Source organism: Mesorhizobium sp. CA13 (assembly GCF_020165235.1).
Classification (GTDB): domain Bacteria; phylum Pseudomonadota; class Alphaproteobacteria; order Rhizobiales; family Rhizobiaceae; genus Mesorhizobium.
Window position 1 is genome coordinate 44784 of record NZ_JAIUHS010000013.1, and the last position, 24835, is coordinate 69618.

Below are 24835 nucleotides of genomic sequence, written 5' to 3' on the forward strand. Positions count from 1 at the left end.
GCATGCGGGTAAGGGGAAACGCAACGGCTGAAGCATGCAAAGCTTACTTGATACAAATTGTTGTGAACCCCCTTCTTCTCAAAAAGGGTCTACATTCTTGTACGGGCGCGCTAAGTGAGGTCTTTGGCATGGGGCCGTTATCGCGAAGGACGTTTGCACAGGGAACAGTTCTGGGCCTGTTACACTGGCTTGGCTTTACCAGCCCTGGCAAAGCGGTCACTCAATCTTCAGCTGGCGTAACGCTTATCGCCGGCGGCAGACCTGCGGTAACGCTCGTTACTTCGGATCAGCCGAGTGGCTCTGTCCACTACGCCGCCACGGAACTCGGCTGGCACATAGGAAAAGCGACCGGCATCCAACCTGCCATCACAACTGAAAGCCATGTCTCGCCGGCTGGCCTGCGTAACGCCGCCCATATCTTTCTGGGCGACACCCGGTTCGCCCGGGCGGCCGGAATCACCTTCGGCGCATTGCCGCGTGAAACCTGTATCATCCGAACCGTCGGCAACCATCTATGCATCGCCGGCCTCGATCATCCCGGCAGTGCACTCGACCAAAACACGTCCGCGGGCACCCTCTTCGGCGTGTACGAGCTCCTTGATCGCTATTTCGGTGTCCGATGGCTATGGCCAGGTGAGCTGGGAACGTTTGTCCCAAAGGCACAGTCCTTGGTGATCCCTGCGCTTGATTACGTCGTTACGCCTCGGTTCATGCAGCGTCGCGTGCGCCCTGGGGCTGGCTTCACGAGCGAACAACATCCCGAAATGGGTTTCACCGCAGCAGCGGCGAAAGAATATATGAAAGCACAGGCCACGTTCCTGCGTCGCCACCGAATGGGCCGCAGAGTACCCACGAACTACGGTCACGCTTTCGTCGACTGGTGGCAGCGGTATGGCACCGAGCATCCCGAATGGTTTCAATTGGTCAGAGGCAAACGGGGCCCGGTGAGGCTGGGCGCTCGCTTCTCGATGTGCATTTCCAATCCGGGCTTGCGAGAAGAGATCGTTTCGCAATGGCGTGAGCATCGGAGCGCCTCTGCGGGACAGCCAACTTTCGTCAATGCGGTCGAGAACGACATCCCAGGGCAATGCGAGTGCGAAGTATGCAAGGCGCTGGATGGCCCAGAGCCGCCTGACTATCGAAAGTTCATTCCGTCGAAGTCGAAGATCGCCAGCAAGCCTTTCGTATCGGACCGCTATGCGCGTTCATGGCAGGCCATTCAGCGGATAGCCGCCAAAGACGATCCTAACGCGGTCGTGGTTGGATACGCCTATATGAACTACTTCGCGGCACCGACATCGGGAATCAAGTTGAACCCGAATATCCTGATCGGGTTTTGCCCATCGGCCTGGTACTATCCACGCAACGGTGAAGAGCAGGACTGGATAAAAGACCAGTGGCGCGGATGGGCGGCAACGACTGCCCAGGTGTTCATGCGCACCAACTATTTCCTGGATGGCTACTGCATGCCCCACATATTCGCCGGCCAGTTCGCCGACGAGTTTCAGAACGCGGCGCGAAACGGGATGGTCGGAACCGACTTTGACTCGCTGACAGGCCATTGGGCGACGCAAGGTCCAAATCTCTATTTGTTGATGCGCCTGCAGACACATCCCGAGACTGCCGTGGAGTCATTGTTGTCGGAATATTATTCAGCCTTCGGACCTGCGGCCGACGACGTCAAAAGCTATTTTGATTATTGGCAAGCGTATACTTCGAACGCTCGCGCCCAGCTGCGGGACGGGTTCGAGGCTCTTGGAGCATCTCGTTGGCGAAGCTGGGCAAAGGCGGCGCACGCTGTCTATCCAGAGGAGAGTTTCGCGCCGGCGGAAGCCTTGCTTGACAGGGCGGCCGCCTCCGCAATCCAAGATCCGGAAGCCTCCATGCGGGTGAAGTTCCTTGAGCTGGGATTGCAGCATGCGAAGCTGTGCTCGCGAGCGGCCAGCAAGCTCACGCTCGGCGATCCGCAATCCACCTATGAGCGCGGGAAGCCGGAACTGGAAGCGTTGCTGCAATTTCGGCGCTCATATGAGCATATCTGGATATCCAACATGAACCACTGCGCGTGGGTGGAGAGCCAGAGTTGGATCCTGCCGGGCTTTGCGATTCAATCTCCGGACCTTGATCCGGAATGATCCATCTATTTTGAAGGACGTTGCGGGAAGCTAGCTGGCCAAGCCGCGCGATATCGCGCCCTGGCCAGCTAGGGAGAGGTGGTCGGCGTTGTGCCAGGCACTGCCGACTGTGCTCGGTGCAGTTGCGGGAGCGCTTCTGTCCATGAACGGGGGGACTGCGTCAAGACAGGCGACAGACGCGACAATCACCTCGCAATTTTCCTCAATCGCCGGAGAGGACACGTCGTGCTGCGCGGAAGTCGGTGCCTGGCTCTGGTTTCCAGATGTGAGGCCGAGACTTGCCGGACTGCATTTTTCCTGTGCGGCTTTGAGCTGTGTTAACGTTGCCCTTGAACCGGTGAATCGGACCGAGGGGACTAGGGTCCGAAACCCGAATTTCATCCTGTTTGGCTGACACCTCCCGTTGTTTTGGGAGTTGTGAACCACCTGGGCATTTCGCGATTCGAAGGCGAACCGTCAACCTCGCACTAGAGTATTGTTAGGCCCAGGTACTTCCCACCTCCCTTTATAGAACAAGGGAAGTCTGTAACCTATGACTGCAAATTGTAAGCTGACAGTTTGGGGCTACTCCGTTCGGATACCGTGTGTTGCCGACGGCAAGGGCCGCGGGACCGATGGCAGCGGCCGTGGCGGCAATGGCCATGCTCAACCAGCGCGTTCATCAGATCCCTGGCACCCAAGGTCAACGTCACAAGAGTCCGCAAGCGTGGCCAGGAACATGGAACAACCGCTCTCAGCAGCAGTTGTCCGGTTCAGGAGGCGATATGAGCGCGACGATCGAGTTCTTTCGAACCTGGCTGCAGGAGAATGTCGGAAACCTGGCCGCCGACACGCAAGTCAGCGTTACAGTGTTGGCCCAGCAATTCGAGCAGGATGCGGACGCCGCAGGATATGGGCGCGAGGTTCGCGAAGAAGATATCGGCAACATAGAGGACGCCATCCAGCAGGCCCTCGACAAGGCGAACGCAACCAACGGCCGGCAGCCAGTTCCGGAAGAAGATGGCGCGCTCACGCCGATCATCGAAGGTCTTGAGGCTGCGGAGCCTGAACACTCAGTGTCTGCCGCCGGTGACGGCCGTAAGGAAGAGAGCTGACGAGCGCCTACAGCCGAATACCGGATCGTTAGTCCGGCGTATGGGCTGGGTTGATCAGCGAGGGAAGCCGCGCACAGGATGATCTTCTTCACGAGCGACACTCATTTCAACGATCCACGCATCCTGCGAATCGACCGGCGGCCGTTCAGCTCGCTGGCGACGCATGACGCGGCGCTGATGAGCCTCTGGAACGAGACCGTCGGCTCGGACGACGAGATCTGGCATCTGGGTGATTTTGCCCGCCCGAGGGCCGGCATCGAAAACATCCTGTCGCAGCTCAACGGGCGCAAGCACCTGATCATCGGCAATAATGACGGAAGCGATGCAACGCTCGCATCTGGCTGGGCCAGCATCCAGCACTATGCGGAACTGGTGGTGGACGGCACCCTCCTCATCCTGTGCCATTATCCGTTTCGGACCTGGAATCAGATGGGCAAGCAATCGGTAAATTTGCACGGCCATTCGCATGGCAAGCTGAAGCCGCTTACTCGCCAGCGTGATGTCGGCGTTGACGTGTGGAATTTCCGGCCGGTTTCCCTGCCGATGCTACTCAGCAAGCATAACCGTCGATCAGGCTGAGCGTAGCCCTCGCCACGGACCGGCAGTCGTCATTTATACAGTTCTGGATGTGCTTCGCTCAGCATCAAAGCCGGACAAGAATGAAGATCGATCACGATTTTCCGTTACAGGAACAACAAGGACGGCGCTCCGTTGGGAAAGTGATCGCAACAAGCGATTTAACCAATGGAGACACTTATGATGAAAACGATCTTCGTCGCATCCGCCCTGTCCTTAGCGCTCGCCACATCCGCTCTGGCCCAAACGAGCGGCTCGGGCAATGCCGGCGGTACCGCAGGTGGCGGCATGAACAACAGCGGCACGAGCGTCAACGGCTCCGGCAACACCACGGGTACCGTCACAACTGATCCGAATGCGACGAACTCGACCACGACAACGCCCAACGGCATGAATGACCGTTGCAAGGACACTGCGGGCAATGACGTCGACACCAATACCGCCAGCGGCACTGCCACCTCGCCGTCCCAGAATTGCAACAAATAGTTCCGCCAGCAGAATTCAGCTCAGGCCCGGCGATGACCGGGCCTGAGACGTCACCTCGAATCGCAAGGCTGGGTCTATCGAAAGACTGAGTGCGTGACCGCTATAGCGTCTTGGAGTACCAAGCCTTGAGCCTCTCAGTCGCACGCAATCGGCAGCGGTTTCGTTTTACCGGTCAATCTGGCTCCCAGCGTCAGGCTATTCGGGAACCCGCTCACGAACGTGTTCATCGCGGCAGCGGACATCGGATGGGAGGCAAGACGTGCCAACAGGGCAGCCACGCGAATGCGAGTTGCAAATTGCCGGTTCCAGGCCTTCGAATAGCGGCGTCCAACAGCAATCCTCGCCGCCCGGTCCCAACGGTCGAACCTGGCCAGTTCATTGGCCAACAACCAGCCTGACTGCAACGCCATCGAGATGCCTTCAGCGATGATGGGATGGGACTCACCGGCGAGGTTGCCCACCCGAAATATGTCGTCGGCAAAACGTGGGCGTATACCAGGCCGCATAGGACCTGCCGCGAGCCATTCGCCATCGAGCGTGGCATCCACGATCGTGGAGGCGACACGGGGACACGAAGCAAGGATATGCGCATGAACAGCTTGGGCTGCCGACGAGGCGTTGCCTTTTTCCCGCAGCCTGATCAAGACGTCGCGGCGTATGCAGCACGACAGCGACATCCTGTTCCGGTCGGCCCAGACCATGCCGCCATAGCCGCCCGGAAATGCCAACAGGGGCATGAGGTCGCGGTCGAGCTCAGCGCCGGTGAAATGAGCCTTGAACCCGAAAAGATCGTGCGGCGCGTTGGTTTTCGGCAGGTTCGTCGGAAGCCTTCCTTGCTCCCACGAGCCATGCGCGGCGATCACGACCGGCGCAACGAGAACTCCCTGATCGTGCTTGCTTTCGATCCGAACCGTAGCGTTGTCACCATCGGTGGTGATCTCCGCCGCCCGCCAGGGCTGAAACACGTCGGCTCCGGCATCGCGAGCCGCATCCAAAAGTATGCCATCCAGAACGTCGCGCCCGAGCGCGCGCCCAAACGCATCTCCCACGGCTCGCGGCATGCCCGCGTCTGGGCCCGGACCCGATGCAAAAAGTGCAACCCGCTTGACCTCCGGACCCGCTTTGGCGCGAACCGCGGTGCCTCCGCCCAATCTATCCAGCAGATCCAGATTGACCGCGGACATGAACTCCCCGCAGACTTTGCGGCGCGGGAATTCACTTCGTTCGACGATGGCAACGGCGCGCCCCTGGCCGCTCAAAGCCAAGGCCACGGAAGAACCACTTGGCCCGGCGCCTATGACGATGGCGTCGTAGATCATGGCAAACCTTCCGAAGCGCGGTCGACGGCTAGGAAGGCGTGGGTAAACGGTCCAATTCTGCGTTCTGCACATTGGTGCCTGAAATCCCTGGGCCATAGGCTGGAGAGCTCATGACCCGCAAACCCCGCGCGGACGCTTGCCGCCGCGTCGTGCAAAGTCACCTCGTTCGCGCCAATGACATGCAGAAGCGAGCAGGCTCTTAAGGCAATGGCGTTTCGTCTCGGCTCGGTGGCGAGAAACACTGGCGCCAGAGTGCGAAGCGCCAAAAACAGACTTTTCAGGGCTGCGTCCGAAAAATGGTGCAGGAACAAGTTGGCCGCTACCACATCGAAGGCGCCGGCGCGTGGCCTTTCGATCCATTCGAAGACATCGTCGGTGATGGTTTCGATCCGCCAACCAAGTGCGGAGAAATCAGCGAACCGCCTGTCCGAAATGAGGTTGAACTGGTCAAGCAAGACCAGGTCTACATCTGTCCAGCGCCGGGCGAGGCGCTTTGCGACGGAAAGCATGAATGCTCCATCGCCGGAACCGATTTCCAGAAATCTGGGTGGGCTTTTGCGCACGTTTGCCTTCAACAGGCTGGCCATGATCGCGCTCTGAAACATCAGTGCGTTTATCCAAGCGAGGTCACGCCGCGAACCGACGGCCCTTGGATCGTCGGGAGGCAAATTGTCGAGCAGTTCCCGCTCGATCCGACGATGGTCGAGATCATTGGCCATTTAGGTATTGCCGGCTGTGTGGAACATCATCGTCTCGGTCGTCAGGCCAGGCCCGAATGCCATGGCACAACCCACACGGTCTTCCTTTGTGGCCTCGCGCAGCATTCGCTCGAGTACGAACATGACGGTAGCAGAGGACATGTTTCCGTTTTCACGAAGGACCTCGCGGGAGGCCGATAACGCATCGGCACGGAGATTCAGCGCGCGCTCCACTGCGTCGAGAACGGAGCGCCCGCCCGGGTGGACGGCCCAGAGATCGACGTCGGAAACGCTCTTGTTTCCCAGAATGCTGCAGATGTCTATGCCGAGTGCGTGGTGAATTGCAGCGGGAACCTCTCCCGACAACACCATGTCGAAACCGTCGTCATGTATGTTCCAGCTCATGAGGTCGCGGCTGCCGGCATCAACGAGCGCGTGAAAACTATCCAGTCCTATGCCAAAAGGGCTGGCGCTTACCGACGCAGCCGAGCAGCCATCGCCCCACAGGCAGAACGAGAGCAGTTTTTCGAGGTCGGAGGTCTCCTTGAGATGGAGCGTACAGAGTTCGATGCTGACCACCAGAACCCGGGCCTCGGGTTCTGACCGGATGATGTGACGTGCCTGCTTGAGTGCGTTGATCGCTGCATAGCAACCCATGAAGCCGATGATTGTGCGCTCGATGGAGGTCGGCAGGTTGCACCGGGCAATTATTTCCAGATCGAGGCCGGGGGCGGAAAAACCCGTGCAGGTGGTGACGATCAAATGCGTGATACGGCTCCTGTCCTGACCGTGAAGGAGCTTCTCCACGGCCCGTTCAGCCAGAGCGGGCGCTGTGGCCGCGAACATCTCCATGCGCTTTGCCGTGCCTGGAAACGCGCCCCGTTTGAAAACACCCTCCAAATCGACACTTGGGCCTTCAGGATCATCGGCGGGCGCAAAGCACGAATAACGATGCTCTATTCCGCATCTGTCCGCCATGCGATCAAAGATCGCCCGGCGACGGGGATCTGCAGTCAGTTGGGAGCCGGCAAATTGAAGAAAGAACCGGTGAACGCCATTCTCCGGAACGGCTGCCGCAATCCGATTGATGAAAGCTTGAGCGGGCATTTTTCCTCGGCCTACAGCTTTAGGCTGGTGTACCGCGGGCGTGACTACGAACCCGACCGGGTCGGGACCAGCCCCTGAGAGATGGCAAACACTCTCATAAACGTCTGGGACGGATGAAAGCTTCCCTCGTCCTCGACGATTTCCAAGGTGCCGGCCTATGGCGGCACCAAGCGCAATTGAAGGCATCCTCGCTGTCGGCAGCGCAGGCGGGCGAGCGTCGAACGTCGGCACCGTACCGCGACGGTTGCCGCATTCGCGTCAGGACGGATGGCATCGCGGCCGCCATGTGGCCAGACGAGTCATCCATTCCTTGACCGGCCAAGGCCTTTGCCAGTCGACCGCGATCTCGGTTGGACCGGCGGCTTCCCCGGACCACCAAGGGTATTGTCAAGGCGGCTTAGCTATCATGGCAGCGGGGACAAACCGCTGTCGAATGGCTGTGCGCGGAGATACCCTATTTGGCGTTTTTGGCCCCGCCGATCTCCTTGTCCCACTTCTCGAACATGGCAACCAGCGGTTTGGCGTCGAGCGGCGGTTCGATCGGGTTGTCGGCGATCATCGCGGCATATTCGGGCCGGCCGAAACGCTTGATCGTGTCCTGACTGTCCTGCGGCGCCATCTCTATCGGCACGTCCCTGATCGATGGGCCGGGGTACATGTAGCCGTGATCGTACATGAATGCCTGCTGCTCGGGCTCCAGGATGAAGGCGATCAGTTGCAGGAGAACGCCGAGCTTTTCGTCGGAAACACCCTTTGGGATAGCCACATAGTTGGCGTCGCTGACCCAGTGGAAGCCTTTCAGGGTCGCAATCTTGTAGTCTTCGGGAACGATGCCGAGATAGCGCGGATTGATGTCCCATCCGGTGGTCGTGGCGATGATGTCGCGCGTGCCGTCACCCAGTTCCTTCATGGTGACGGTCGTGCCGGAGGGATAATAGTCGATGCAGTCGTTCAGTTCCTTGAGATAGGCCCAGGTCTTCTCCCAGCCGTCGATAGGATCCAGCGGATCCTTATCGCCGAGCAGGTAGGGAAGGCCCATGACGAAGGTTCGGCCGGGGCCGGAATTCGCCGGTCGCGCATACATGAACTTTCCCGGATGCGCCTTGCACCAGGCAAGCAACTCTTCAGCGGTCCCAGGAAGGTCCTTGACCCGATCCGGCGCATATTCCAGGAGCGGGCCTGACGGATACCAGCTATCGACGAAGGCCTGGCCCTTCGCCATCTGCTGCATGGCATAGGCGCCCGGCAGGTAGCGCTGGTCGAGCTTGGGAAACATATCGGCGTAGTCGGGCAGGATCTGGGTCCACAATCCCTGATCGATGCCCGCTGCAAGGGCATCGTTACCGGTGAGCACGAAATCGATGTCCAACCGGCCTGCCGCCTGCTGGGCCTTGAGCTTGGCGGCAAGTTCGGGCGCCGGGGCCTGCGTGTACACGAACTTCGAAATCAGTTCCGGATGGGTCTCGGCGAACTTTTCAAGCGCTCGCTGGCTGAGCTGCAGGTCGCCGGCAACGTCGACCACATTGATGACCAGCGGTTCCTTCGGCTTCGGGAACTCCTTGGCAAGCGCGAAAACAGGCCTTGCCGTAGCGGCAACGCCAGCACCCAGGATCGTTAGAAGGGCATTGCGTCGGGTTGTCATTGGTGTCTCCTCCCTTTTCTAGGTTGCGTGGACGGTTATTCGCCCACGGTGTCCGGCACTTTGTGAAGCAAAGCAGTCGATTGCGGATCGAGAAACAGGTGGCAGTCGGCATGCCGGCGCAAGATACCGGCCGGCACCATCGGCGAGATCGGCGCTTCGACCGTATCGCGCACCGCCTCGGCCTTGCGGCGGTCCGGCACCGCCAGCACGATCAGACCGCTTTTCATGATCTGGTTGACGGTCATGGAGATCGCCCTGTGCGGAACGTCTTCCAGCGTCGGAAACCAGCCTTCGCCGAACTGCTGACGGCGGCAACGGTCGTCCAGCGTTACCAGGTGGAACGGCGCCGTCGTCTCGAAGTCCGCGGGCGGATCGTTGAAGGCGAGGTGGCCGTTCTCGCCGATGCCCGCGAAGGTCACATCGATGGGGTGGCGGGCAATCAACGCATTGATGCGCGCCACCTCGGCACCTGGATCCGGCACGTCCCCGTCGATGAAATGAAAAGCTCCGAGCGACGGCAGCAGCGCGGTGAAGCGCTCCTTGAGATAGCGCCGAAAACTGGCCGGATGCGTATCCGGCATGGCGACATATTCATCGAGGTGAAAGCCGGTGACGCGCGACCAGTCGATGTCATCCCGCTTCACCAGCGCGGCAAGTACCTCGAACTGGCTGGCGCCGGTGGCGACGACGATATTGGCCGCGCCGCGCGCCTCGATCGCGGCGCGGATCGACTGCGCCCCCAGTTCAGCGGCAGCAGCGCCCAGCAGCTTTTTGTCCGGTTTCACGTAAATTCGCATGATCACTCCGTGGTTGTAAGTCGATGGAGCCCCGCCTTGGCTCGCTGCGAGCGCGGGGCCTGGGTTGTCGCCCTGATGACGAATTCGGTGACGAGATTGATGCGCTTGTGAGCGAGCGGCTTGCCTTGCAGCATAGCGACGAGAAGCTCGACCGCCTGCCTGCCGGCCTCCGCGCAATGGGTTGCGATGGACGTCAGGGGCGGGAAAAGGGTCGGCGCCAGTATGCCGTCGCAGCCGATCACGCTGTAGTCGCCCGGCACCGACAGGCCGCGCGCGGCAAGCCCGGCCATGATGCCTTGCGCCATGACATCGTCGAATGCGAGTACGGCGGTCGCTCCCGTCAGGACGAGCTCATCGACGCAGGCCTGGCCGGCCTCGAAGCTTGGCCGCGAGGTCGGAACCCGTAGGATCTCGACCCCAAGCTCGGCGGCCCTCCTGGTCACGGTGCCGTAGCGCTGGCTGTTCGACCAGGAGAATGCCGGCCCGGCAACATAGGCGATCGATCTATGGCCCAGCGAAACCAGATGCTCCAGCGCTTGCCCATAGCTTGGCCCGCTATCGACCAGAAGCCGTACCGTGCCGGGAATGTCGCGGTTGACGAGGACGCAAGGCCGCTTCCGCGCATGTTCAAGGATCTGTTTCGTGTGCAGGCGCGAAGAGGCGATGATGAAACCTTCTACCTGCGCCGACAGCTTGGTCAGGAGAATGTCCTCCACTTCCGGCGTCTCGTCAGAATCGCCGATAAACGTCGCATAGCCACATTCGCGGGCCGTCGCCTGCCCCCCACGCATCATCGCCGCGAAGAACGGGTTGGTGATGTCGGGCACGATCAGCGCGATGTTGCCTATCCGGCCGGTGCTTAGTGCGCGCGCGGCATGGTTGGGGACATAACCGAGCCGCGCGGCGACCGAGTGAACCCTCGCGACCGTCTCGCGACTGAGAAGCTCCGGCCGGCTGAAAGCACGCGAAACGGTAGCCGAAGAGACGTTGGCGGCGTCCGCCACCTCGCTCAGCGTCGGTGTTGAAGATGAATTGTTCCGCCTTCGGTCAGGCATGCGCGCCCCTGTGCAAGCGCTTGCATGAAAGCGCTTGCATGAAGTCGTGTCAAGGATTGATTGGCCTAGAACAGGTCGGATAGTCGGGCTGTCTCCCGAGGTAGTCCTCCACAGGCGGAAACCGACCTAATGCCAATCGACGTCAGGGATAGGGCAGGATCGGCGCAGGCGGACCGAGGGCCGCGCCGATCACGGTAGGCATTGCCGCGCCGTCAACCCTTCGACTGGAGCGCGTGGATCACGCCGCGCAGTTCCGCCAAACCGCGCAGGCGGCCTATCGCCGGATAACCCGGATTCACCTTCTTTGTGAGATCGTCCAGCATGCGGTGGCCGTGGTCGGAGCGGAAGACGATGGTGTCGTGCGGTTCCCGTTTGCCGTCTTCGGCCAACAATTCGCGCAGTACCGCAACCATGTCCACGTCGCCGTCCAGATGCGCCGCTTCATGGAAGGTGCGGCCATCGCCTTCGCGCTTGGTCGCCCGCAAATGCGCGAAGGGGATGCGCGGAGCGAAGTGCTTCGCCATCGCCGGAAGATTGTTGTCGGCGCGCACGCCAAGGCTTCCGGTGCAAAAGCACATGCCGACGGCCGGCGACGGAACTGCCTCGAAGAGCGCGTTGTAGTCGGCGGCGGTCGAGGCCACCCGCGGCAGACCGAAGAGCGATCGGGGCGGATCGTCCGGATGCAGCGCAAGCCGGACGCCGCTGCTCTCTGCAGCGGGCGCGATCGCCGCCAGGAATTCGGTGAGATGCTGGCGCAGCCGGGCGGCATCGATGCCCGCATAACGCTCCAGCCGGTCGCGAAATTGCGGGACCGTCAACGGCTCCGTGGTCGAGCCCGGCAGCGCACTGGCGATGTTGGCGACGAGGGTCGCGGCCTCCTCTTCGCTCATCGCCTCGAAGACAGCTTTCGCCCGCTCGCGGTCCTCCTTGGAATAATCGGCTTCGGCTCCCCTGCGCTGCAGGATGTGCAGGTCGAAAGCTGCGAACCGGTCCTGGTCGAAACGCATCGCGGTCGCGCCGCTTGGCAGCTCGTAGTCGAGATCGGTGCGGGTCCAGTCCACCAGCGGCATGAAATTGAAACAGATGATATGGATGCCGTTGGCCGCAACCGCTTCCATGCTGGCGATCCAGGCCTCGATCTCGGCTTTCGCGCCGCCGCCGTGACGCTTGACAGCGTCGGGGACCGGTATGCTTTCCACGACCGACCAGACAAGCGGCGAGCGGTTTGACGGCGTATCCTCGATCATCGCCTTGCGTGTCGCTACTTCCGCCTTGGTCCAGGCACGCCCGATCGGGACCTCGTGCAACGCCGATACGATATCGGTGGCGCCGGCCTGACGCACCGCATCGAGCGGAACCCCCGCATCCGGCCCAAACCATCTCCATGCCTCGCGCATTCGTCATTTCTCCAACATTTCAGGGCTGGTCGGCTCAAATAAACCAGTCGGGGTAGGCGTCGCGCAGTTGCTCGACATCGGGAATGACAGCGCCCAGATGGATTCGCATGGCCTTACAGGCAGCCTTCACGTCATGCGCCGCTATGGCGTTGCGGATGATCGCATGCTCGCCGATCACATGGTCCATGCGGCCGAGCGCGGGCAGCGTCATGCGTCGCGCCCGGTCGATCTGCACCTTGACCGGCTTCAGATAGTTCCAGATGCCGGAATAGTTGGCTATTCGGGCAATCGCCTCGTGAAAGGCCTCGTCGGCCTCGTGAAAGCCGTTCATGTCCTGTCGTTCGGCAAGGAACCGCTGCCGCGCCAATATGTCGTCGAGCTTTCCCACATCGTCGCCGTTTGCGCATTGCGCGGCCCTCTCGACCGTCGCGCCTTCCAGCGCCTTACGGATGACGACGGCTTCGGGAATGAGCGAGATCGGTATCGGCGCGACGAAGGTTCCCGACTGGGGATAGATATTGACCAGCCCGTCTTCGACCAGGCGAATCAACGCCTCGCGAACCGGCGTGCGGCTGACACCGAAACGCTCGGTCAGAACCTTTTCATTCAAGGCGTTGCCGGGCTTAAGCTGCATGGATACGATCGCCTCGTGCAGTTCGCGGTATACTGCGGACGCCGCGGTCGTACGCACGATGCCCGGCCGACGCATCTTCGTTCGAACGGGGACGGCGTCGCGGTCGGAACCCGCAAGGCCCGCCTGCGCCTTTGCTGATGTCATTTCTCGATCCCCGATCTTCAATCAGTTGACATATTAATATATTATTCCTTACTGTTCGCCAATATCGGAACGCCGCTTCATCCCAAATTATGATCGCGCGCATTCAATCGCCCTTCCCTTCCGAACGCCGCTTCGCGGCTCGACCGCAAGGATTTTGCAATGCCGCTCCATCCCGACAGGCTTTTTTCGCCTGACCCTACCGTCCGCTCCATCGCCAGGCGCCTCTATGAAGGCGTGCGTGCCTTGCCGATCATCTCCCCGCACGGCCATACCGAGCCGGATTGGTATGCGTATGACCTGCCGTTCCCGGATCCGGCCACGCTGTTCGTCAAGCCCGACCACTATATTTTGCGCATGTTCTATTCCCAGGGAATGCGCATGGAAGATTTCGGCGTCCCGCGGCTGGATGGGGGCCCGATCGAAACCGATCCCCGCAAGATCTGGCGCCGCTTCGCCGAGAACTACGCCCTTTTCCGCGGCACGCCGACGCGGCTGTGGTTCGAGCATTCGCTGGCAACGGTCTTCGGAATCGAAGAGCGGCTCGGCGCGAAGAATGCCGACCTTCTTTATGATCGCATCGCCGAACAGCTCGAGCGGCCGGAGATGCGTCCGCGCGCGCTCTACAAGCGTTTCAACATCGAAGCCATCTCAACGACGGACGCGGCCACCGATGCGCTTGCCGCGCATGATGCGATCAAGGCTTCCGGATGGGACGGCCAGGTTGTGCCAGCCTACCGGCCAGACGCCGTCGTCGACCCTTCGCGCAAGGGTTTCCATGCCGAGGTGGAGCGATTCCTGGCGTTGGCCGGAACGCCGGCCAGCTATCCCGGCTATCTTGAGGCGCACCGAATCCGCCGTGCCTATTTCAAGCAGCGCGGCGCGACGTCGACCGACCACGGCCATCCGAATGCCCGCACCGCCGACCTGTCGAAGGCGGAAGCGGCGGCCCTGTTCGACCGAGTGCTGAAGGCCGATGTCTCACCCGAGGATGCCGACCTGTTCCGCGCGCAAATGCTGACCGAAATGGCGCGCATGAGCGTCGAGGACGGCCTGGTCATGCAAATCCATCCCGGCTCTTTCCGCAACCACAACCCGCGGATTTTCACCGAGTTCGGTTTCGACAAGGGCGCGGACATTCCCACCAGCACCGATTATGTGCACGACCTCAAGCCGCTCCTCGACGCGTTCGGCAACGACACGCGCCTGACGTTGATCCTGTTCACACTGGACGAGACGGCCTACGGGCGCGAGCTCGCGCCGCTTGCCGGGCATTATCCGGCGCTGCGCCTCGGCCCCCCCTGGTGGTTTTTCGACAGCCCCGAAGGCATGTACCGGTTTCGCAAGCTTACCACGGAGACAGCCGGCTTCTATAACACGGTGGGCTTCAACGACGACACCCGTGCCTTCTGTTCGATCCCCGCGCGGCACGACATGGCTCGTCGCGTCGACTGCAATTTTCTCGCGGAATTGGTGGCTGACCACCGGCTCGACGAGGACGAGGCGCAGGAAGTGGCGCACGATCTTGCCTACCGCCTGGCCAAGAAAGCCTATAGGTTCTGACCATGGTGCAGCGGCTTTCCAATCGGACCGTGGGTGACTTGCCGGCCGGGATCGGGCGCACGGACCGCAGAGCTCAGCTCGGCTGCCGAACTGGCCGCCGTCTTCCTGTGGCTGAAGCAGGTCTTCGGCAACGATCTCTCGGCCAAACCCCCATTTCGCAAGGCTGTGGAACCGCATTGATCGATCTTTTGAACGACGGCGCCGCAGCCACCGTGCCACGATGGGCGCAGGGGTTCATGCACGGAGCAGAAAGCGGTTGTTTTTGAGGACTGGTAGATTAATATATCAAATTGAAATCCTGCCCGGACAAGACAGGATCCCACCGGAGGAGATGAAGATGGTCAAGATCACTCGGCGACAGGCGGTCGGCGGATTAGCCGGCATGGCGGCGCTTCCGGTCGCAAGCGCGTTTGCCCAGACCGCAAAGCTGCCGACCGCGCCCGTCACCATCAACATCGTCGATGTCGCCGGCAATCTGGCGCTAACCCAGAAGGCGATCGAGAATTACAAGACGGCCAAGCCGGAACTGATCTCGAACATCGTCTTCACCAAGGCGCCCGCCCCGGAGCTTCCGGGCAAGATCAAGGCGCAGCAGGCGGCGAACCGCGTCGATATCGACCTCGTGCTTACCGGAACGGATGCGCTGTCGGCGGGCCTCGAGATGGACCTGTGGGTCAAGCTGCTTCCCGACGATTCCGGTGCCTTGCCTAAGCTGGCCGATATCTATCAGGAGCCGGCAGCGCGTATGCAGACGCTGGCCAAGGATCACGGCGTCGTCGTCACCTACTACCCGTCCGGGCCGCTGCTCGAATACATGCCCGACAAGGTCAAGACAGTGCCGACCACGGCGGAGGAGCTTCTGGCCTGGGCCAAGGAGAACCCGAACCGGTTCCTCTATGCGCGCCCGGCCAATTCCGGCCCCGGCCGTACCTTCCTGATGGGCCTCCCCTATCTGCTCGGCGACAGCGACCCGAAGGATCCGGTCAAGGGCTGGGACAAGACCTGGGCCTATCTCAAGGAATTGCATAAATACATCGAATATTATCCGACCGGCACCCGGGCACTGATGAAGGAACTCGGCGAAGGCACGCGTGACATGACGGTGTCGACGACGGGCTGGGACATCAATCCGCGCGTTCTCGGCGTCGTACCGAAAGAAGCCAAGGTTGGGGCGCTGAAAGGCTTCCATTGGGTCGCCGACGCCCATTACATGTGCGTGCCGAAAGGGGTCAGCGACGAAAAACTGGCCGTGCTCAAGGACCTGATGGCATTCCTGCTGACGCCTAAGCAGCAGGCCTATACCTATGACGAGGGCTATTTCTATCCGGGCCCGGCGGTCAAGAATGTCACCCTCGACATGGCGCCGCAGGAAAGCCAGGATGCGATCGCCGAATTCGGCCGCACCGAATATGCCGACCTGATCGCCAACAACCCGATCGAACTGCCGCTGGAGCCCGCTTCGATGGTCACGGCATTCCGAATCTGGGACGAACAGGTCGCCGCCGCCGCGAAATGACAAACCTTTAATTTTCAGCGCATAATATGAACCGGGCATGCCGCCCGGTTCGCCTGCAACAATGGGGCTACGAACGGATGCTGCTCGCCTCGTCGAAATTCGACGAACTCCGCCTCGATCATATGAGCCGAAAATTCGGCAGTATGAGCGCGCTGAGTGACGTTTCGCTGACCGTGCGCAAGGGGGAATTCATCGCCCTGCTCGGACCTTCGGGCTGCGGCAAGTCGACCGCACTGAACTGCATCGCCGGTCTGCTTTCCACCACGGGCGGCAGCATCTATCTGGACGACAAGCGCATCGACCAGCTCAAGCCGGAAGACCGCGGCTTCGGCATGGTGTTCCAGAACTATGCGCTGTTCCCGCACATGACCGTCAAAGCCAATATCGGCTTCGGCCTGAAGATGCGCGGCACGCCCAAGGCCGAGATCACGCAGCGCGTCGACGAAGCGCTGGGGCTGGTGCGGCTGGAAACGCAGGGCCATAAACTGCCCGGTCAGCTGTCGGGCGGCCAGCAGCAGCGGGTGGCCATCGCCCGCGCCATCGTCATCGAGCCGCCGTTGGTGCTGATGGACGAGCCGCTCTCCAATCTCGACGCAAAATTGCGCATCGAGATGCGTGCCGAAATCCGGCGCATCCACAACCAGCTCGGGGCCACCACCCTTTATGTGACCCATGACCAGGACGAGGCCTTGTCGCTTGCCGACCGCATAGTTGTGCTGCGCGACGGCCAAATCCGGCAGGTCGGCGCTCCGCGGGACCTCTATGAGAGCCCGGATCATCTCGACGTCGCCGAATTCATGGGCTACCGCAACCGGCTAACCGGCAAGGTCACCCGGCGCGACGGCGACGTTGCCACGGTCGAAGTCGGCGGCGTCAGCCTTTCGGGCAGACTTCGCGACGATCTCGCGGTTGGCGCGCAAGCCGTGATCGCCGCCAGGCCGGACGATGTCACCGTGAGCGACAAGGGCATCGGGACGCTCGATGCGAAGGTCGAAACCATCGAGTATCGCGGCCGGGAATTCGTCGGCACGGCACGCACCGAGGGCGGCCTCGAGCTGATCTTCCATGCCAGCCAGGCCGCGTCGGTCGGGAACACGGTTTCGCTCTCGATCGATTCTGCCCACGCCCTGATCTACGCGGCCTGAGGACGGCGGATGTCGACGCTCGATCATACGCCCCCTCCTTCCCTGCGCCAGCGGTTGGCCTTGCACGGGATCGACGGCGTCACCCTTCTGGTGCTTCCGGCCGCCTTGTTTACGCTGGCGATCTTCGTCTATCCCTTCGTCTACGGCCTGCTCCTGTCCTTCAAGCCGAAGGAAGGGGGACTCCTCGCCAACTACGAGCGTTTCTTCTCCGACCCGTTCCTCTACAACACCATTGCCACAACGTTGTGGCTGGCGGTGCCGGTCACCGTCATCAGCCTGGCGCTGGCGCTGCCCATCGCCTTTCGCGTTCGCTTGATGACGCACCAGCGTATGCTGACCACCATCCTCGTGCTGCCGGTAACGCTCGGCACGGTGCTGGTGGCGGAAGGCCTGCTCAACTATCTGGGACCACAGGGCTGGTTCAGCCGCACGCTGATGTTGTTCGGCGTCATCAGCAGTCCCGTGAAACTCACCAACAATTACTGGGGTGTTTTCGCGTCGCTGATCATCACCGGTTTCCCGTTCACGTTCCTTTTGACGCTTTCCTATGTGACAGGCATCGATCCGGCACTGGAACAGGCAGCGGCGACCCACGGCGCGCGCTCCTGGCAGCGGTTCCGCTATGTGTTCCTGCCGCTGCTGATCCCCGGCCTGGCCATCGCCTTCCTGCTTTCGTTCGTACAGTCCTTCGCCGTCTTTCCGTCGGCGGTTCTGCTAGGCGCGCCGGCCGGGCCGACCCGCGTCATCTCGATTGCGGCCTACCAGGCCGCCTTCGAGCAATATGACTACTCGATGGCCTCGGCAATCGCGATGATCATGGCCGGCGTGCAGTTGGTCATCGTCGTCGCCATCCTGATGCTGCGCAACCTTTTCTATCGCGGCAGCACCGCAGGCGGAAAGGGCTGACATGATCCGCGACACAAGCATCGGCGCCAAGCTCTGGATCACCGCCATCTGGGTGGTGGTGGGTTTCTTCGTGCTCAACCTCGCGGCGATGATTGCCACGGTCATCCTGTCGTCCTTCGGCACGCGCTGGCTGGGTACATGGATTCCCGCCGGCTTCACCACCCGCTGGTATTTCGCCGCCTGGGCGGAATTCCAGCTCCACGATATTCTGATCGTAACTTTCCAGATCGCCTTCACCGTGGTCGCGCTTTCAGGCCTGCTCGGCGTGACGGCGGCCTATGCGCTGGCGCGGCGCGATTTTCCCGGCAAGAGGCTGATCATGCTTCTGTTCCTGCTGCCGCTTCTGGTGCCGCCGATCACCTTCGGCATTCCGCTGGCCACCGTGCTCTACCAGTCGGGGGTCGGCGGCACGTTCTGGGGCGTGGTGCTGGCCAATCTCGTGCCGACGGTTCCTTTCGTCATCCTGGTGATGATCCCCTTCATCGAACAGATCGATCCCAAGATCGAAGCGGCCGCGCGCGTCTTCGGCGCCAACACGTTCCAGCTCTTTCTCCATGTTCTGCTGCCGATGCTGGTGCCAGGCATCTTGGCGGCGCTGCTGCTGGTGCTGGTGCGTACCATCGGCATGTTCGAACTGACCTTCCTGACAGCCGGGCCGACCAGCCAGACGCTCGTCGTGGCGCTGTACTATTCGGTTTTCGCCTCGGGCGTTCGCGCGGTGCAGTCGATCGATGCGATGGCGGTGGTATATATGATAACGACGCTGGTCTGGCTGCTGATCGCACTGCGCTTCGTCAATCCGACGCAGATTGTCGCGCGGGCAAAGCAGCAGCCCGCCTCTGCCTGAAACAGGCTTTTCTTTCCGCTGCATGATGGCGGCGGAAAGCCACTCTGTCGGAATCCTGGAGCGTTCGAGATTCGAAGAAAGCGCTCTTATACCGGTTGGTTGCTGGCCGGATCCGCACGGATGAGGGCTGCGATCAGGCGCTGTGTCTGGAGCGCCTCCTCACCCGTCACGGCCGGATCGCGGCCTTGCGAAATCGCATCGGCGAAATCGTCAATCAGCGCACGGTGCGCGTCATGGGGGAAGTCCATGATGGCTGCGCCGCTGCCTGTCTTCCCCTCCGCCTCAACGCGCTCTTCGCGTCCGTCGAGCCAGTTGACGCTCAGCGCCCCTCCGGTCAGCGTGGCCGTGCCGAGCGAGCCGACAAGCTCCATGGTTTCAGGCGAGCCCGGATAGGCCGCCGTAGTGGCGAGCAGCGAGGCCGGTGAGCCGTTGGCGAGCCGCATCAGGGCGGTCACGTAATCCTCAGCCTCCATCCGGTGCAGGCCGGTCGTCCGCACCTGCGAAGCCACCACCTCGACCTCTCCCAGCAGGGAGCGGAAAAGGTCGATGGCGTGGATCGCCTGCGACAACAGCACGCCGCCCCCGTCCCGCGCGAAGCTGCCGCGGCCTCCGGTGTCGTAATAGGCCTGGGGCCGCCACCACGGAACCCGAAGGCTGGCCGCCTCGACCGTGCCGATGGCGCCGGAGGCCAGCACTTGGCGCAGCCGCAGGCTGGCCGGCCGGAAACGGTGCTGCAGGACGACGCCGAGGCGCAGGCCGGCCCCGCGGGCCAGCGTCACCAGCTTCTCGGCGCGCTCCAGCGTTGTTTCGAGCGGCTTTTCGACGAGCACGTGCTTGCCGGCGGCAAGAGCCAGCTCCGCCACCGCCAGATGCGCGTTGGCCGGCGTCAGCACCAGCACCGCCTGAACCTCGGGATCGGTAATCGCGGCCGCAATGTCGGTCGTCACGGGAAAGGAAAACTGGTCGGCAAAGGCCTCTGCCGTCGCCTGGCTGCGGCTGGCCGCCCATTTCACCTCGATCCTGTCGGCAAGATCGACGAGGCTCTTCGCATGCGGCAACGCCGCCGGACCCAAGCCGATCATGGCGACACGTAGCCTGTTCATCGCGCGTTCCTTTGCTGCGCCGTCACGACGACCGCCGCCGCCTGCGCCTCGAGTGCCAGCCGGCAGACCGTGAAGACATGCTCCTGCGTCATCGCCGTTTCGGTACGGTCGCGCACATCGGCAAGCAGGCGTTCGAAATAGGATATCTTTTCGCCCGACGCATCGAAATGGCGCGTGCCCTGGCCATCGACGAGAAATACGTGGTCCGTTCCGGGTTTGCCGGCTATGTCGACATATTTCCTAAGCTCGATCGTGCCCTTGGTGCCGAGCAGTATCAGTCGTCCATCCCCCCAGGTCGGCAGCCCGTCGGCGGTGAACCAGTCGACGCGGATATAGCCGCTTGCTTTGTCTCCCCGCAGGAGGATGTCGCCGAAATCCTGGAATGCCGGAATGTCAGGAGCGCCAAAATGACCGACCGCACTTGAAACGACATGCGCGTCGGCGCAGCCAGTATAGAACAGGAACTGATCAATTTGGTGCGAGGCGATATCGACCAGGATGCCGCCGTAATTCACGGGATCGAAAAACCACGCCGGGCGTAGCGCACGGTTGAGCCGGTGCGGCCCCAAGCCCGTCACATGGATGACTTCGCCGATGGCGCCGTCCATCGCCAGTTGCGTCGCCAGCGTCGAGGCTCGGGTCAGGAGGCGCTCCGAAAAGCAGATCGAAAAGATGCGTCCCGTCTCGCGCACGGTCTGCCGCAAGGCGGCAAGCTGCTCGAACGTGGTCAGGCCGGGCTTGTCCGCAAGCACGTCCTTGCCGTGCCGCATGGCCTCGACGGCAATGGCGGCCCGGTCGGAGGGGACAGCCGCGGTAACGACGAGGTCGATGGCGGGATCCTCGATCAGCCGCCGTTTTTCGACCGGCGCGATCCGTGGAAAACGCTCGGCGATGCCGGCGGCAACCTTGGGATCGGTCGTCGCGGAATCGTAGCCGGCGCACTCGGCGCCGGCATCCAGAAGCCCACCGATCAGGTCATAGACGTGACGATGATCGATGCCAATCACGGCAAATCGCATTGGTTCGCTACTTCATCTTGTTGGCGCCGACCTCGCGGTCCCATTTCCCGAAGGCGGCGACCAATGCTTCCGGCTTTAACGGCGCTTCGACCGGGAACTTCCTGATCAGCTCTTCATATTGTGGGCGGCCGAACTCTGCGATGGCGTCCTGGCTTTCCTGCGGCGCGGCACTGAGCGGTACGCCCTTGACCGCCGGACCGGGATAGAAATAGCCCTTGTCGTAGGTATAGGCCTGCTGCGCGGGTTCGAGCATGAAAGCCATGAGCTTGACCAGAACCGCGACCTTTTCCTCGGCGACGCCCTTGGGAATGCACATGAACTGCGTATCGGGCACCCAATGCGTGCCTTCGAGCGCAAACGTCTCGATCTCCTTCGGCACGATGCCCAACACGCGCGGGTTGATGTCCCAGCCGAACGTGGAAACGATCATGTCGCGGGTGCCCTCGGCCAGCTCCTTCATCGTCACGGTGGTGCCGGAGGGATAATAGTCGATGCCTTCATCCAGCGCCTTCAGATAGGCCCAGGTCTTCTCCCATCCATTGATGGGATCGGAAGGATTCTTGTCGCCGAGGATGTAGGGCATGGCCATAAGAAAGGTCCAGCCCGGTCCCGAATTGACCGGCCGCGCATAGCAGAATTTGCCGGGATTGGCCTTCACCCACGCAAGCAGTTCGTCGGTGTTCCTGGGGATCGTCTTGACCCTGTCCGGCGCATATTCGAAGAGTGGGCCCGACGGCGAATAGACGACGGCGACACCTTCGTTCTGGCCGAAGTTCTTCTGCATCATCAAGGCGCTGTCGAGATAGACGGTCTCAGCCTTGGGCAGCACAGTGGGATATTTCGTCCACACGTCGATCCACAGGCCCTGGGTGATGCCGTCCGACATGGCACCCGGACCCGTCAGCACCAGGTCGATGTCGACCCGGTTGGCCGCCTGCTGCGCGGCGAGCTTGGCCGGCAGTTCGGGGGACGGCGCGCGCGAGAACGTGATCTTGGAGACGAGCCCCGGATTTTCCTTGCCGAATTTCTCGATTGCCATCTGGGTAAGCTGCAGATTGCCCGCGACATCGATGATGTTGAGCGCCACCGGCGAAGTGGGCAGGGCAAGCTCGTCGGCGAATGACCGGCCAAAGGGCAGCGTTGCAAAACCAGCCAATCCGCCAAGCGCCTGGCGGCGTGAAATCGTGAACATCGTCGTCCTCCTCATTTATCTCTTGAAAGAGCGGTGTCTCCGCACTTTCATCCCAGCTCTCCCAGGCAAATGATATATTAGTCTATTAGTATCGAATGCAACCCCGCTGCGCTGAAGGTCCCGTCGCGAGGGGCTGCGTCAGGCCGGTGCCTGGCATGCTGTACTATCCTGGCGCCAACCCCTCGACGCGGCCGGCCTCTGGGCGAAGCATCAGGATTTCTTTGCGCCGACCAATTCGTCCCACTTTCGGAAGGCGGCGATCATCTTTTCCGGCGGCAGCGGCAGTTCGATCGGATTATTGGCGATGAGGCCGGCATACTCGTCCCTGCCGAAGCGTTTGATGATGTCCTGGCTGTGCTGCGGCGCCATGGAGACAGGCACGTTCTTCACCGCCGGGCCGGGATAGAGATAGCCCTCATCATAGGAATAGGCCTGCGCTTCGGGAGTGAGCAGAAACGCCATCAGGTCGAGCACCACGGCGAGTTTGTCGTCGGAGATGCCTTTCGGAACGCACATGAAAAAGGCGTCCGAAACCCAATGGAAGCCCTTGAGCGTGCCGATCCTTGCCGATTCCGGCACGATGCCGAGGGCACGTGGATTGATATCCCATCCCGTGGTCGAAATGATGATGTCGCGGCTGCCTTCCCCGAATTCCTTCATGGTGACGCCGGTGCCCGCGGGATAATAGTCGATATACTGGCCGATCTCTGCCAGATAAGCCCAGGTCTTCTCCCAGCTGTCGACGGGATCCTGCGGATCCTTGTCGCCGAGCAGGTAGGGGAGACCCATCATGAATGTACGGCCGGGGCCGGAATTGGTGGGCCGCGCATACATGAAGCGACCCGGATTGGCCTCGGCCCAGGCTAGCAGCGCCTCGACCGAGCCGGGAACCTCCTTCACCCGCTCAGGCGCGTATTCGATCAGCGGGCCGGAAGGATAGTAATTGACGACAACGCCATATCCCGCGCCCTGCTTCTTGTGCAGGGCCAGTGCGGCCGGTTCGTAATTGTCCTCGATTTTGGGGAACTTGTCGTTGAAGTTCGGCAGAATCTTGATCCATGTGCCGTTGGCTAGGCCTGCCGCCAGACCGTCGGAGCCGGTCAGCACCATGTCGATATCGACGCGGTTGGCTTCCTGCTGCGCGCGCAGCTTTCCGGCAAGCTCGGTCACCGGCGCCTTGGTGAAGACGATGCGTTCGGTGCGCTCGGGATATTTCTTGGCGTAGTTTTCGAAGGCCGGCTGCGAAAGCGCCAGCGCGCCGCCCACGTCCATCACCGAAATGACGACCGGCGATGCGGGCAATTTGGGTGACTGCGCCCAGGCGCCCGTCGTGCCGGCGAGGAACGTACCGCCAATGCCGCCAAGGATGGCGCGGCGATTCACCTTGAGTTCACGAGCAGTCATGGCTGTCTTCCTTCCCATTTTGTCGTTTGCCGATTGTATCCGCGTTCTTCCTCTCCGACGCGCGCACGGATGATGGTCATGTCGGGCGCCCACTCGATCTCGCTGGCGGGCACGCGAAGGCCATGCGCGTCCAGCACCGGCTGCAGCAGCGCCATCACATTTGCCGAGGCCATATCGACAGCCTGTGCGAAACCTGCGATGCCCCAGCGCACCAGATTGCGAACGGCGTCGTCCAGCCGCAGCGCCGACCCGGCGAGCCCGATGCCGCCAGGAACGCGGACCGAGCCATCGGCGCGGCTCTCGACCCGCATTCCGGCAAATTCGTAAGAGCCGTGCGGCGCACCGGCCGCCGAAACGGCATCGGTAACCAGGATCGACCGGTCCAGCCCTTTTGCCCGGATCAGCGACTTCAGCGCGCCTGGAGGAACGTGAATCCCGTCGGCGATGAATGTCGCGGCGAGACGGTCTTCGGCCAGTTGAGCAAACAGGGTATTGTCCAGTTTCGGCAAGGTTTGCGGCAGCCCGTTGCCGAGATGGGTGGAAAGGACAGCGCCAGCCGCCGCGGCCTGCGCCACGAGCTCAAAGCCGCAAGCCGAGTGGCCGATCGAAACAAGGATGTTGCGCCGGTTCATGGCCCGTATGAAAGCAATGCCGCCTTCCACTTCGGGTGCCAGCGTCGTCAAAAGGATCGGGCGCTTGAGCAGCGACTGCAGGCGCTCAATGAGAGCAGGATCCGCAGCGGTCATCGCCGAGGCGGGATGACATCCGGAATAACCCGGGGCGGGATTGAGGAACGGACCTTCCAGATGATAGCCGGGGCACATGAGGGGACCGAGGCGGCTTTCGGAAACAGCCTTGTCGAGAGCGCTGAACCGCGCCGACAATTCGTCAGGCCTTGCCGTGATGATCGTCGGCAGGCACGCCGTCACGCCGCACGCCAGAAGGGCCTCCAGCGCTTCGTCGAATTCCGCCGCGGTCAGGGTCCCCGAGTTAAAGTCGACGCCGGCGAAGCCATTGACCTGCATGTCGACCAGACCGGAAGTAATCATGATGCGGCCG

At 61.7% G+C, this 24835-nt stretch carries 22 protein-coding genes; 9 read left to right on the plus strand and 13 right to left on the minus strand.

The genetic code is table 11. The features are described 5' to 3' along the window. The first annotated feature begins 47 nt into the window (after positions 1–47). The 4 genes from LB566_RS24555 (at position 48) to LB566_RS24570 (ending at position 4291) form a co-directional block, all read left to right on the plus strand. Positions 48–2135: a DUF4838 domain-containing protein gene (locus tag LB566_RS24555; protein ID WP_224628111.1), complete on the plus strand. Its 2088-nt coding sequence runs from the start codon at positions 48–50 to the stop codon at positions 2133–2135. A gap of 764 nt (positions 2136–2899) precedes the next feature. Continuing rightward, on the plus strand, positions 2900–3229 hold the full coding sequence (locus LB566_RS24560; protein ID WP_140552794.1) for a DUF768 domain-containing protein: 330 nt from the start codon (positions 2900–2902) through the stop codon (positions 3227–3229). A gap of 78 nt (positions 3230–3307) precedes the next feature. Beyond that, a complete protein-coding gene (locus LB566_RS24565) occupies positions 3308–3808 on the plus strand; it encodes a metallophosphoesterase family protein (protein ID WP_224628113.1) in 501 nt (166 codons plus the stop codon). Positions 3809–3985: 177 nt separating this feature from the next. Continuing rightward, entirely contained in the window at positions 3986–4291 is a 306-nt protein-coding gene (locus LB566_RS24570; protein ID WP_140552796.1) for a hypothetical protein, read from the plus strand. Positions 4292–4425: 134 nt separating this feature from the next. Here the strand turns inward: LB566_RS24570 and LB566_RS24575 are convergent, their stop codons facing one another. The 8 genes from LB566_RS24575 to LB566_RS24610 form a co-directional block, all read right to left on the minus strand. Then, a complete protein-coding gene (locus LB566_RS24575) occupies positions 4426–5610 on the minus strand; it encodes an NAD(P)/FAD-dependent oxidoreductase (protein ID WP_224628115.1) in 1185 nt (394 codons plus the stop codon). Continuing rightward, positions 5607–6329, minus strand: coding sequence for a methyltransferase domain-containing protein (locus tag LB566_RS24580; protein WP_224628117.1), 723 nt, complete (start codon positions 6327–6329; stop codon positions 5607–5609). The genes LB566_RS24575 and LB566_RS24580 overlap by 4 nt, the downstream gene beginning before the upstream one ends. Next, complete coding sequence (locus tag LB566_RS24585; RefSeq protein WP_318012872.1) at positions 6330–7601, minus strand: type III polyketide synthase; 1272 nt, start codon at positions 7599–7601, stop codon at positions 6330–6332. It lies immediately after the preceding gene. Between the two features lie 268 nt (positions 7602–7869). Continuing rightward, positions 7870–9057: an extracellular solute-binding protein gene (locus tag LB566_RS24590; RefSeq protein ID WP_224628121.1), complete on the minus strand. Its 1188-nt coding sequence runs from the start codon at positions 9055–9057 to the stop codon at positions 7870–7872. 35 nt (positions 9058–9092) lie between these two features. Next, positions 9093–9854, minus strand: a complete 762-nt coding sequence (locus tag LB566_RS24595; RefSeq protein ID WP_224628124.1) for a glucosamine-6-phosphate deaminase — start codon at positions 9852–9854, stop codon at positions 9093–9095. Between the two features lie 2 nt (positions 9855–9856). After that, the gene (locus LB566_RS24600; RefSeq protein ID WP_224628127.1) at positions 9857–10909 is read right to left on the minus strand and encodes a LacI family DNA-binding transcriptional regulator; all 1053 of its coding nucleotides are present in this window, start codon (positions 10907–10909) and stop codon (positions 9857–9859) included. Positions 10910–11121: 212 nt separating this feature from the next. Then, positions 11122–12306, minus strand: a complete 1185-nt coding sequence (gene uxuA / locus LB566_RS24605) for a mannonate dehydratase (protein WP_224628129.1) — start codon at positions 12304–12306, stop codon at positions 11122–11124. A gap of 34 nt (positions 12307–12340) precedes the next feature. After that, complete coding sequence (locus LB566_RS24610; protein ID WP_411910504.1) at positions 12341–13084, minus strand: GntR family transcriptional regulator; 744 nt, start codon at positions 13082–13084, stop codon at positions 12341–12343. 159 nt (positions 13085–13243) lie between these two features. On the opposite strand from LB566_RS24610, the gene uxaC reads away from it, so the two are divergent. The 5 genes from uxaC (at position 13244) to LB566_RS24635 (ending at position 19058) form a co-directional block, all read left to right on the plus strand. Continuing rightward, positions 13244–14644, plus strand: a complete 1401-nt coding sequence (uxaC, locus tag LB566_RS24615; RefSeq protein WP_224628131.1) for a glucuronate isomerase — start codon at positions 13244–13246, stop codon at positions 14642–14644. A gap of 337 nt (positions 14645–14981) precedes the next feature. Then, positions 14982–16160 carry an extracellular solute-binding protein gene (locus LB566_RS24620; protein WP_224628133.1) on the plus strand — a complete coding sequence of 393 codons (1179 nt, stop codon included), beginning with the start codon at positions 14982–14984 and terminating at the stop codon, positions 16158–16160. A gap of 77 nt (positions 16161–16237) precedes the next feature. After that, positions 16238–17305: an ABC transporter ATP-binding protein gene (locus LB566_RS24625; RefSeq protein WP_224628135.1), complete on the plus strand. Its 1068-nt coding sequence runs from the start codon at positions 16238–16240 to the stop codon at positions 17303–17305. 9 nt (positions 17306–17314) lie between these two features. Beyond that, the gene (locus LB566_RS24630) at positions 17315–18211 is read left to right on the plus strand and encodes an ABC transporter permease (RefSeq protein ID WP_224628137.1); all 897 of its coding nucleotides are present in this window, start codon (positions 17315–17317) and stop codon (positions 18209–18211) included. A 1-nt stretch (position 18212) separates the two neighbouring features. Next, a complete protein-coding gene (locus LB566_RS24635; protein WP_140552808.1) occupies positions 18213–19058 on the plus strand; it encodes an ABC transporter permease in 846 nt (281 codons plus the stop codon). A gap of 86 nt (positions 19059–19144) precedes the next feature. Here LB566_RS24635 and LB566_RS24640 read toward each other — a convergent pair whose 3' ends face one another. From LB566_RS24640 to LB566_RS24660, 5 genes are all read right to left on the minus strand, one after another. Further along, positions 19145–20161 (minus strand): Gfo/Idh/MocA family protein, encoded by a 1017-nt coding sequence (locus LB566_RS24640; RefSeq protein WP_224628139.1) that lies wholly within the window; start codon positions 20159–20161, stop codon positions 19145–19147. Continuing rightward, on the minus strand, positions 20158–21180 hold the full coding sequence (locus LB566_RS24645) for a Gfo/Idh/MocA family protein (RefSeq protein WP_140552810.1): 1023 nt from the start codon (positions 21178–21180) through the stop codon (positions 20158–20160). Before LB566_RS24645 ends, LB566_RS24640 begins: the two co-directional genes overlap by 4 nt. 7 nt (positions 21181–21187) lie before the next feature. Next, a complete protein-coding gene (locus LB566_RS24650) occupies positions 21188–22372 on the minus strand; it encodes an ABC transporter substrate-binding protein (RefSeq protein WP_224628143.1) in 1185 nt (394 codons plus the stop codon). Positions 22373–22582: 210 nt separating this feature from the next. Next, positions 22583–23776, minus strand: a complete 1194-nt coding sequence (locus LB566_RS24655; protein WP_224628145.1) for an ABC transporter substrate-binding protein — start codon at positions 23774–23776, stop codon at positions 22583–22585. Further along, on the minus strand, positions 23773–24825 hold the full coding sequence (locus LB566_RS24660) for an N-acetylglucosamine-6-phosphate deacetylase (RefSeq protein WP_224628146.1): 1053 nt from the start codon (positions 24823–24825) through the stop codon (positions 23773–23775). Before LB566_RS24660 ends, LB566_RS24655 begins: the two co-directional genes overlap by 4 nt. Between the last annotated feature and the right edge of the window lie 10 nt (positions 24826–24835).